This window comes from Streptomyces roseicoloratus (assembly GCF_004117935.1).
GTDB lineage: Bacteria > Actinomycetota > Actinomycetes > Streptomycetales > Streptomycetaceae > Streptomyces > Streptomyces roseicoloratus.
The window spans coordinates 1-10,706 of sequence record NZ_SDOY01000029.1 but is presented as its reverse complement, the minus strand read 5'-3'; the positions used below and the strand labels follow the sequence as shown (position 1 = coordinate 10,706).

At 72.3% G+C, this 10,706-nt stretch carries 8 protein-coding genes; 4 read left to right on the top strand and 4 right to left on the bottom strand.

What is annotated here, in order from left to right:
* Positions 1 to 657: 657 nt before the first annotated feature.
* A complete protein-coding gene (locus ESG85_RS02470; RefSeq protein ID WP_128976346.1) occupies positions 658 to 2,295 on the bottom strand; it encodes a protein kinase domain-containing protein in 1,638 nt (545 codons plus the stop codon).
* Between the two features lie 277 nt (positions 2,296 to 2,572).
* Between ESG85_RS02470 and ESG85_RS02465 the strand changes: the two genes are divergently transcribed.
* Complete coding sequence (locus ESG85_RS02465; protein WP_128976345.1) at positions 2,573 to 4,273, top strand: protein kinase domain-containing protein; 1,701 nt, start codon at positions 2,573 to 2,575, stop codon at positions 4,271 to 4,273.
* Between the two features lie 48 nt (positions 4,274 to 4,321).
* Here the strand turns inward: ESG85_RS02465 and ESG85_RS02460 are convergent, their stop codons facing one another.
* From ESG85_RS02460 to ESG85_RS02450, 3 genes are all read right to left on the bottom strand, one after another.
* Positions 4,322 to 5,353 (bottom strand): phosphotransferase, encoded by a 1,032-nt coding sequence (locus ESG85_RS02460; RefSeq protein ID WP_128976344.1) that lies wholly within the window; start codon positions 5,351 to 5,353, stop codon positions 4,322 to 4,324.
* 15 nt (positions 5,354 to 5,368) lie between these two features.
* Positions 5,369 to 5,878, bottom strand: a complete 510-nt coding sequence (locus ESG85_RS02455; protein ID WP_128976343.1) for a pyridoxamine 5'-phosphate oxidase family protein — start codon at positions 5,876 to 5,878, stop codon at positions 5,369 to 5,371.
* Positions 5,879 to 6,006: 128 nt separating this feature from the next.
* The gene (locus ESG85_RS02450; protein ID WP_128976342.1) at positions 6,007 to 6,663 is read right to left on the bottom strand and encodes a response regulator; all 657 of its coding nucleotides are present in this window, start codon (positions 6,661 to 6,663) and stop codon (positions 6,007 to 6,009) included.
* Between the two features lie 337 nt (positions 6,664 to 7,000).
* On the opposite strand from ESG85_RS02450, the gene pdhA reads away from it, so the two are divergent.
* From pdhA to ESG85_RS02435, 3 genes are read left to right on the top strand one after another with little or no spacing between them, the layout of a single operon-like run.
* Positions 7,001 to 8,179, top strand: coding sequence for a pyruvate dehydrogenase (acetyl-transferring) E1 component subunit alpha (pdhA, locus tag ESG85_RS02445; RefSeq protein WP_128976341.1), 1,179 nt, complete (start codon positions 7,001 to 7,003; stop codon positions 8,177 to 8,179).
* 2 nt (positions 8,180 to 8,181) lie between these two features.
* On the top strand, positions 8,182 to 9,162 hold the full coding sequence (locus ESG85_RS02440; protein ID WP_128976340.1) for an alpha-ketoacid dehydrogenase subunit beta: 981 nt from the start codon (positions 8,182 to 8,184) through the stop codon (positions 9,160 to 9,162).
* Between the two features lie 13 nt (positions 9,163 to 9,175).
* Positions 9,176 to 10,621 (top strand): dihydrolipoamide acetyltransferase family protein, encoded by a 1,446-nt coding sequence (locus tag ESG85_RS02435; protein ID WP_128976339.1) that lies wholly within the window; start codon positions 9,176 to 9,178, stop codon positions 10,619 to 10,621.
* Positions 10,622 to 10,706 lie beyond the last annotated feature (85 nt).

Here is a 10,706-nt window from a genome sequence, read left to right as displayed (position 1 = left end):
CGGCTCGCGGAGGGTCGCGGGTGCGGGGCGCCCGCGCCGTGCCCGGAAGGCGCCGCCCGCCCGGGTACGGCGGACGCCCCGGGCGCCGAGGGCTGCACGTACTCGGCGGATGCCGAGGCGAGAGAGGCAGAAGAGGCGGGAGGGGTGGAGGAGGCAAACGGTGCGGAAGACGTGGAGGGGGCGGAGGCGCTGCGCGTGGCGACGGGCGGCGCCCCCGCCGCGAAGGCGACCGTTCCGGGGAGTGCCGCGGCCGTCATGGCGCAGGTCAGGCCCGTCGCCAGCCGGCAGGCGAGGCCGGGCGCGAGCGCCCGTGCCCGAGGACGTGGACGTGGTTCTGGAGTCACCGGGTGACCCCCTCCCGTACCGAGCCGCCGAGTCGTTCAACTCAGCGTCACATGACGGAAGGAAACCGGCATTCCGGACAGGTCCGCCCGTGACCACCCCGCCGGTGACCGCCCTGCCGGTGACCGCCCTGCCGGTGACCGCCCTGCCGGTGACCGCCCCGCCGGTGACCACCCTGCTCGTGGGCGCCCTGCGCGTGCGGCCCGCCCGTGACCGCCCCGCCCCCGGACGGCGAGCGCGGCACCGTGACCGCCCCGCCCCCGGAGGGCAAGCGCGCCAGGGCCCGCCCCGCCTGGCAGGGCCCGCGCCGTCCCCCTACTGCTGCGGCGGGTTGCCCGTCGACACCTGGAGGGTGAACTCGGCGTCCTCGTCGGTGATGTCCTGGCCCGCGGGCGGGTACTGGGTGATCACCGTGCCCTGGCCGTACGTCGCCTCGTCGATCGACGTCTCCGCCTTGAGCTTCCAGCCGGCGGCCTGGAGGCACGCCTTGACGGACTTGATGTTCTTGTAGGTGAGGTCCGGGACCTCGAACTTCTCCGGATCGCTGGAGGACTCGCGCGGCTCCGAGCACTTCTTCGGGTCGATGGTCTTCGTGAAGTCCGGGCCCTTGAAGCCGGGCGCGGTGCTCGCGCTCTGGCTCGGGTCGGCGCCCCCGCCGCCGGCGTTGTCGTCCGTCTTGCGGTTGAAGAGCGAGATGCCCGTGATCACACCGGCGACCACCACCAGGGCGATCGCGCCGAGGACGATCTTGTTCCGGCCGATGCCGCCGTTCCCACCGGCGGGGCCCACGTGCGACTGCACGGTGTACGGGCCGGGCGCCGGAGCCGGCGTCTGGTAGGCGGGCGCGGGCGCCGGGGTCGGGGCCTGCGGGTAGCCGTACGAGGGCGCGGGGGCCGGCGTCGGCGGCCCGTACGGACCGGGCTGCGGGGTGTGCGGCATCGACGGCGGGTACGGCGTCTGGATGCCGTGCGTGCTCGGCGGCGGGGTCTGGCCGACCGGCGGGAAGACCGCCGAGCCGACGCCCGAGCCGCTGTTGACCGGACCGCCCGCGACGATGGCCGGGGCGCCGGTCTGTCCGGCGGAGAGCACCCGCAGGCACTCGTCGCGCATCGCGGCGGCGCTCGGGAAACGCTCGTTCGGGTTCTTCTTCAGCGCGCGGGCGACGAGCGCGTCCATCGCCGGGGTCACCGAGCGGTTCACCGAGGAGGGCGCGGGCGGCTCCTCCTGGACGTGCGCGTAGGCGATGGCGAGCGGCGAGTCGGCGTCGAACGGCAGCCGGCCCGTGAGCAGCTGGAACAGCATGATGCCGACCGAGTACAGGTCGGAGCGGGCGTCGACGCCGCGGCCCAGGGCCTGCTCGGGGGAGAGGTACTGCGGGGTGCCGACGACCATGCCGGTCTGGGTCATCGAGGTGACGCCGGACTGCATGGCGCGGGCGATGCCGAAGTCCATCACCTTGACGACGCCGCGCTTGGTCATCATCACGTTGCCCGGCTTGATGTCCCGGTGGACCAGGCCCATCTCGTGGCTGGTGTCCAGGGCGGCGAGCACGTCGGCCGTGACCTGCAGCGCCTTGTCGGCCGGCATCGCGCCGTACTGCCGGACGTCCGCGGCGAGCACCGAGCCGAGCGGCTGGCCCTCCACGTACTCCATGACGATGTACGGCATGAGGGAACCGTCGAGGTTGTCCTCGCCGGTGTCGAAGACCGAGACGATGTTGGTGTGCGACAGCTTCGCGACGGCCTGCGCCTCGCGGCGGAACCGTTCGCGGAAGGACTGTTCGCGGCCGAGCTCGGTGTGCAGCGTCTTGATGGCGACCTGGCGGTCCAGCGCGCTGTCGTACGCAAGGTAGACGGACGCCATGCCGCCCTCGCCGAGCAGGTCGCGCAGCTGGTACCGGCCGCCCGCTACCGAACCGCCCGCATAGCGGCCCTGTGCGCCGTCCTGGCTCATCTCGTGCTTCCCCCATACGCGCGCGTGGCGTCGCTGATCCGGATTTTCTCGGCCAAGTCTGCCCGAGGGCAGTGACACGTCAAGCAGGGCCCCGGTTCGGTGCCCGATCCGTGACCCTCTGCAGAGCAGCTGTCCCGGAAGCGTGACAGGAACGCCATGGAATTTGCACAGGTGTACGTGTAGGCCGTCGCATGACCGATCCGTCGCGGACCGTGATGTCGTACGGAGCCTGTAGCGTGACGACCGGACACGGTACGAGAGACGACGGCGAGGACTGATGGCACCCGATTCCGAAGCTGGTGGCGGTGTGCCGGACGCGTCCGCCGAGTCCTGGGGCATCGGCGGCGTCGTCGGCGACGGACGCTACCGGCTGACGCACCGTCTGGGCCGCGGCGGCATGGCCGAGGTGTTCGCGGCCGAGGACGTGCGCCTGGGGCGCACGGTCGCCGTGAAGCTGCTCCGCCCCGACCTGGCGGAGGACCCGGTCTCCAAGGCGCGCTTCACCCGCGAGGCGCAGTCCGTCGCGGGTCTCAACCACCATGCGATCGTGGCCGTCTACGACTCGGGCGAGGACGTGGTCGGCGGCCGGTCCGTGCCGTACATCGTGATGGAGCTGGTCGAGGGCCGCACCATCCGCGACCTGCTGATCAGCGCCGAGGCGCCGGGGCCCGAGCAGGCCCTCATCATCGTGTCCGGCGTCCTGGAGGCGCTCGCCTACTCGCACCAGCACGGCATCGTGCACCGTGACATCAAGCCGGCGAACGTCATCATCACGCACACCGGCGCGGTCAAGGTCATGGACTTCGGCATCGCGCGCGCCCTGCACGGCGCGCAGTCGACCATGACGCAGACCGGCATGGTCATGGGCACGCCGCAGTACCTCTCCCCCGAACAGGCGCTCGGCAAGGCCGTCGACCACCGCTCGGACCTCTACGCGACCGGCTGCCTGCTCTACGAGCTCCTCGCGCTGCGCCCGCCCTTCACCGGCGAGACACCGTTGTCGGTGGTCTACCAGCACGTCCAGGACGCTCCCGTGCCGCCGTCCGAGGTCGCGCAGGCCGCGCCGCCGGAGCTGGACGGGCTGGTGATGCGCTCGCTCGCGAAGGACCCGGACGACCGGTTCCAGAGCGCCGAGGAGATGCGCGGGCTGGTGCAGTACGGGCTGCAGATGCTCCAGGAGCAGGGCGGCCACACCGGTGTGTGGAGCACCGGCCCGGTGGAGATGCACGAGAGCCCGCACACGCCGGTCGGCGGCGTCGCCGCGACGGCGGCCATGGGCCACCCGATGCACCACGACACCGCGCAGCGCCCGATCCTGCCGCCGATGAACCCGGACGACGGCGGATACGGCTACGACGGCGGCCACGGCGGCTACGTCCAGGACGGCTACGGCCCGCACGGCGGCAACGGCACGAGCCGCAGGGGCGGGCCCGGCAAGGCGCTGCTGTTCGTGGCGCTCGCGCTGATCGCGATCATCGCGGGCGTCGCGTACGCCCTCGACAAGGCCGGCGACAAGAGCGGCGGCGGCGACACGAAGCCGCCGGCGGTCACCGACACGCCGTCCAAGAAGAAGGAAGAGGAGCCGACCCCGTCCGACGAGCCGTCGGACACGAGCCAGTCGCCCGACTCGTCGAGCGGCGGCAGCGACGGCGGCTCGGGCACGTGGCCCACCTACCGGCCGACGTACCGGCCGACGACCCCGCCGCCGACCGACGAGCCGACGACGGGCCCGACGGACTCGACGGACGGCGGCACGGGCACGACCGAGGGGTCGACCGAGGGCGGCGGCACGGAGGGCTCCACGGAGGGCTCCACCGAGGGGTCGACCGAGGGCTCGTCGTCCACCGGCACCTCGACCGGCACCTCGTCGGGCTCGTCGGGCACCTCGTCGGGCACGTCGACGGGCACGTCCACCGGCACCTCGACGGGTACGTCGTCGGGCACGACGACCGGCACCTCCGCCGGCACCACCAACTGACATCCGGGCCCGCCGTCTCCCCTGTCCACGGGGGGCCGGCGGGCCCGTTCAGTCCGTGAACGCGTCGCGCACCGCCTCGTACTCACGGGTCCACCACACGGCCAGGGCCGACACCGCGGGGAACAGCGGGTCGGCCCTGTGGTCGTGCAGCTGGTAGCGCCAGCGCAGGGTCCAGAAGTCGTTCAGCCGCTCCCACCACACCCGGTCGACGGCCGTGGCCAGTTCGGCGCCGTCGGCGCCCGCCGCACGCCGGTACGCCCGCGCGTACGCCCGCACCTTGTCGAGGGCCAGTTCGCCGGCCGGCCGTACGAAGAAGATCGCGGCGGCCCGTACGGCCTCCTCGGCGCGCGGCCGGATCCCGAGCCGGTCCCAGTCGACGATCGCGGCCGGTTCGGCACCGCGGTAGAGCAGGTTGAAGGGGTGGAAGTCGCCGTGCACCCAGCCGGTCGCGGCGGCGGCCGGCGGGCGGCGGTGGGCGTGTGCGGCGAGCAGCACCCGGCGCTCCCGCAGCCGGTGTTCGGCGAGCTCGTCGAAGGCGTCGCGCGGGCGGCGGACGCGGACCAGCCGCAGCAGCTCGTCGATCAGCCGGACGGTGTCCTCGGGGCGGGCGCTCTCCTGGCCGCCGTCCGGGCCGCCGCCAGGCGGCGGCGACTCCATGACGCGGGCCAGGCAGGTGTGGACGTGTCCGAGGAGGGTGCCGAGCCGGCGGGAGCCGGCGGCGGTGAGCTGGGCGCCGTCGCGGTGCCGGCCGTCGACCCACGGGTGCAGGGCGTAGCAGCGGCCGCCGATGACGGCGACGGTGCGACCGGTGGCGTCGGGCAGCGGCGGGGCGACGGGCAGCCCGAGGGCGTGCAGCCGCTGGGTGGCGCGGTGCTGCCGGACGATGGTGTCCCGGTCGGCGGTGCGGGCGTCCAGGTGCTGTTTGAGGAAGTAGGAGCCGCGGGTGGTGGCGAGCCGGTAGCCGCGGTTGAGCAGGCCCTGGGCGACGGGCTGGCAGGAGAGCGGCTCGCCCGCGTCCGTGTAGCGGCGCAGCAGGGCGCCGACCGGTGGAAGCAGATGAGGTGCAGATGAGCGCGGCACTCCGCAGATGTTAGATCACGCTACGTGGTGCAGGTGTCGCTCCAGGGAACGGCCGTTCGGCACCCGTTCGGTCTGTTCGGCCCGTTCCGGCCGGTCGGACGGCTCCCCGCCGCGTTCCGGCTGTCCGGTTCCGTCGGGGGAGTAGTCGAGGAGGTGCACGGTGACGAACTGGGGTTCGATGCGGAGGTAGACCGGTTCGTAGGCCTCGCCGTCCACCGAGCGGGGTGCCCGGCCGAACGCGGCCAGCTGCTCCTCGGTCGGCTCGACGATCGCGGCGGTGCCGGTGAACTGCACGGACCACAGGTTCTCGGCGCCGGAGGTGAGGTTGTCCGCGCCGTACGCGACGACGCTGCCGTTGCAGGCCCGGTGGTAGCCGAGGCCGCGGTGCAGGCGCACCAGGACGGCGCCGTCGGCCACGATGTGGCGGGCCGGGGCCACGAACGGCATCGCCCGCATGCTCGTGGCCAGCCGCCCGTACGACACGCGGTTCAGCAGCTCGATGGCGTGCTTCTCCTCGGAGGACATGGCTTCCACTCTCCGTCACGGGCACCGTGCCGTGACAGGGGCCCCGGGCCCCCGTCCGGGGGGACCTAGGTCCCGAATGCGGGCCGATCGCCCCGGCGCGCGGGCCGGCCGTGGACCGCCCGGCGCCGTCAGCGGCGCTCGGCCTGCATCCTCGCCACGTACGCGGCGGCTTGGGAACGCCGCTCCATGCCCAGCTTCGACAGCAGGCTGGAGACGTAGTTCTTGATCGTTTTCTCCGCCAGGTGGAGCCGCTCGCCGATGGCCCGGTTGGTGAGGCCCTCGCCGATCAGATCCAGGATCCTGCGCTCCTGCTCGGTGAGGCCGGCGAGCCGGTCGTCCTTGGCGCCGTTCCCGTCCCGCAGCCGCTCGAGCACCCGGGCGGTGGCCACCGGGTCGAGCAGCGACCTGCCGGCCGCGACGTCCCGGACGGCGTTCAGGAGTTCGTTGCCGCGGATCGCCTTGAGGACGTAACCCGAGGCACCGGCCATGATCGCGTCGAAGAGGGCCTCGTCGTCCGCGTACGAGGTGAGCATCAGGCACTTGACGGAATCGTCCTGCGAGCGGACCTCGCGGCACACCTCGACGCCGCTGCCGTCGGGCAGCCGGACGTCGAGCACGGCCACGTCGGGACGCGTCGCGGGGATCCTGACCAGGGCGTCCGCGGCCGTACCGGCCTCGCCGACGACCTCGATGTCGGCCTCCACGGACAGCAACTCGTGGACGCCGCGCCGCACGACTTCATGGTCGTCCAGCAGAAATACCCGGATTTTTCCTTCTTCGCGCACGCCGTCAGTCTCACATATTGGCTCTTCCCGCGCCCGGGGTGGCCGGGATAACGTGCCGGGTGTTCCGACGACGGCGTCGGGCCGCTGTCCCATGCGCTGACCAGCGGCGAATACCCGTTTTCTCGATTTACTTGGAAATCCAAGCAAAATCGCAGGTCAAGTGGGGTTTCGCAGGAATGCCGCACTGTGGGTAACGTGCCTATGACGACGCTTGCCGGATCACCTGTCACGCCGACCCCGGCCGCGTCGCACCCACCCCGTGCGAAGGGTACGGAGAAGGCGGAGCCGCACTGGCCTCAGGCGAACCCGGAGGCTGGACCGACGGAGGAGCACGCACGTGACCGTGGAGAGCACTGCCGCGCGCAAGACGACGCGACGCAGCAGCGGCGCCAAGCGCACAACCAGCGCCGCGAGCGCGAAGAAGGCATCGGCCGCGAAGAGCGCCGAGCCCGAGCTCGTACAGCTGCTGACGCCCGAGGGTGAGCGCGTCCACCACCCCGAGTACGACATCGACCTGAGCGCCGAGGAACTGCGCGGTCTCTACCGCGACATGGTCCTCACCCGCCGGTTCGACTCCGAGGCCACCGCGCTGCAGCGGCAGGGCGAGCTGGGCCTGTGGGCCTCGCTGCTCGGCCAGGAGGCCGCCCAGATCGGCTCCGGCCGCGCCCTGCGGGACGACGACTACGTCTTCCCGACCTACCGCGAGCACGGCGTCGCCTGGTGCCGCGGCGTCGACCCCACCAACCTCCTCGGCATGTTCCGCGGGGTGAACAACGGCGGCTGGGACCCCAGCAGCAACAACTTCCACCTGTACACGATCGTCCTCGGCTCGCAGACCCTGCACGCCACCGGCTACGCCATGGGCATCGCCAAGGACGGCGCCGACTCGGCCGTGCTCGCGTACTTCGGCGACGGCGCCTCCAGCCAGGGCGACGTCAACGAGTCGTTCGTGTTCTCCGCGGTCTACAACGCCCCGGTCGTGTTCTTCTGCCAGAACAACCAGTGGGCCATCTCGGAGCCCATCGAGAAGCAGACCCGCGTCCCGCTCTACCAGCGTGCCGCCGGCTTCGGCTTCCCCGGCGTCCGTGTCGACGGCAACGACGTCCTCGCCTGCCTGGCCGTGACCCGGTCGGCGCTCGAGCGCGCCCGCCGCGGCGAGGGCCCCACGCTCATCGAGGCGTTCACCTACCGCATGGCCGCCCACACCACCTCCGACGACCCGACCCGCTACCGCCGCGACGCGGAGCGCGAGGCGTGGGAGGCCAAGGACCCGATCCTGCGCCTGAAGGCCTACCTGGAGAACGAGGGCCACGCCGACGCGGCCTTCTTCGAGGAGCTGGAGGCGGAGAGCGAGACGCTCGGCAAGCACGTCCGTGAGGTCGTCCGCGCCATGCCCGTCCCGGACCACATGGCGATGTTCGACCACACGTACGCGGACGGGCACGCGCTCGTCGACGAGGAGCGCGCGCAGTTCGCCGCGTACCAGGCGTCCTTCGAGGGCGGAGAGGGCGAGTAATCATGGCCGTTCAGAAGCTTCCCCTCGCGAAGGCGCTCAACGAGTCGCTGCGCAAGGCCCTGGAGACCGACCCCAAGGTCGTCGTCATGGGACTGGACGTCGGCAAGCTCGGCGGTGTCTTCCGCATCACCGACGGCCTGCAGAAGGACTTCGGCGAGGACCGGGTCGTCGACACCCCGCTCGCCGAGTCCGGCATCGTCGGCACCGCGATCGGCCTCGCGCTGCGCGGCTACCGTCCCGTCGTGGAGATCCAGTTCGACGGCTTCGTCTTCCCGGCGTACGACCAGATCGTCACCCAGCTGGCGAAGATGCGGGCCCGTTCGCTCGGCACGGTGAAGATGCCGGTCGTCATCCGCATCCCGTACGGCGGCGGCATCGGCGCGGTCGAGCACCACTCCGAGTCCCCCGAGTCGCTCTTCGCGCACGTGGCGGGCCTCAAGGTCGTCACCCCGGCGAACTCCTCCGACGCCTACTGGATGCTGCAGCAGGCCATCCAGAGCGACGACCCGGTCATCTTCTTCGAGCCCAAGCGCCGCTACTGGGACAAGGGCGAGGTCGACACCGAGGCCATCCCCGGCGAGCTGCACAAGGCCCGCGTCGCCCGCGAGGGCACGGACCTGACGCTCCTCGCGTACGGCCCGATGGTGAAGACCTGCCTGGAGGCCGCCGCGGCCGCCGCCGAGGAGGGCAAGTCGATCGAGGTCGTGGACCTGCGGTCGATCTCGCCGCTCGACTTCGACACCATTCAGGCCTCGGTGGAGAAGACCCGCCGCCTGGTCGTGGTGCACGAGGCGCCGGTGTTCTTCGGCTCCGGCGCGGAGATCGCCGCCCGGATCACCGAGCGCTGCTTCTACCACCTCGAAGCCCCCGTCCTGCGGGTCGGCGGCTACCACGCGCCGTACCCGCCGGCGCGCCTGGAGGAGGAGTACCTGCCGGGCCTGGACCGCGTGCTCGACGCCGTCGACCGCTCGCTGGCGTACTGAGGAGAGCACCACCATGACGATCCGCGAATTCAAGATGCCCGACGTGGGCGAGGGCCTCACCGAGGCCGAGATCCTCAAGTGGTACGTCCAGCCCGGTGACACGGTCGAGGACGGCCAGGTCGTGTGCGAGGTCGAGACGGCGAAGGCGGCCGTGGAGCTGCCGATCCCGTTCGACGGCACCGTCCACGAGCTGCTGTTCCCCGAGGGCACGACGGTCGACGTCGGCCAGGTCATCATCTCGGTGAACGTCGGCGGTGGCGGCGAGCCCGAGGCGCCCGCCGCCCCGGCCGTGGCCGCCGCGCCGGCGCAGGAGCCGGTGGCCGCGCCGGCCGCCGAGGCCGCGCCGGAGGGCCGCCAGCCGGTCCTCGTCGGCTACGGCGTGGCCGCGTCCTCCACGAAGCGACGGGCCCGCAAGGGCACGGCGGTGCCGGCCCAGGCCGCCACTCCGGCCCCGACGTCCGCCGCCGCCGCGATCCAGGGCGAGCTCAACGGCCACGGCTCCGGCAGCGGCTCCGCGACCGCCGAGCGGCCGCTGGCCAAGCCGCCGGTGCGCAAGCTCGCCAAGGACCTGGGCGTCGACCTGGCGACGGTCGTCCCGACCGGCCCGGACGGCATCATCACCCGCGAGGACGTGCACAAGGCCGCGGCCCCCGCACCCGCCGCCCCGGCGCCGGCCGTCGCCGCCCCGGTCCCCGCTCCGGCCGCCGCCCCCGCCGCCGCTCCGGCTCCCGTGGCCGCGGCCGCCGGCTCGTCGGACGCGCGGGAGACCCGCGTCCCGATCAAGGGCGTACGGAAGGCCACCGCCGCGGCGATGGTCGGCTCGGCCTTCACCGCGCCGCACGTCACCGAGTTCATCACCTTCGACATCACGCGCACGATGAAGCTGGTCGAGGAGCTCAAGTCCGACAAGGACATGGCGGGCCTGCGGGTCAACCCGCTCCTGCTGATCGCCAAGGCCGTCCTGGTCGCGATGAAGCGCAACCCGGGCGTCAACGCGGCCTGGGACGAGGCCGCCCAGGAGATCGTGCTCAAGCACTACGTGAACCTGGGCATCGCCGCGGCCACCCCGCGCGGTCTGATCGTGCCGAACATCAAGGACGCGCACGCCCAGACCCTGCCGGAACTGTCGACCTCGCTCAGCGAGCTGGTCGCCACCGCCCGCGAGGGCAAGACCACCCCGGCGGCCATGCAGGGCGGCACGTTCACCATCACCAACGTCGGCGTCTTCGGCGTCGACACCGGTACGCCGATCATCAACCCGGGCGAGTCCGCGATCCTCGCCGTCGGCGCGATCCGGCTCCAGCCCTGGGTCCACAAGGGCAAGGTGAAGCCGCGTCACGTCACCACCCTGGCGCTGTCCTTCGACCACCGCCTGATCGACGGCGAGCTCGGCTCCAAGTTCCTGGCCGACATCGCCGCGATCCTGGAGCAGCCGAAGCGGCTGATCACCTGGGCCTAGGTGTTCTGTCCCGGGAGGTTGTGGACGGGTGAGCCAGGTCTCGGCTGAGGGATCTTGAACGGGTGAGTGCCTTCCGGTTCGGTGT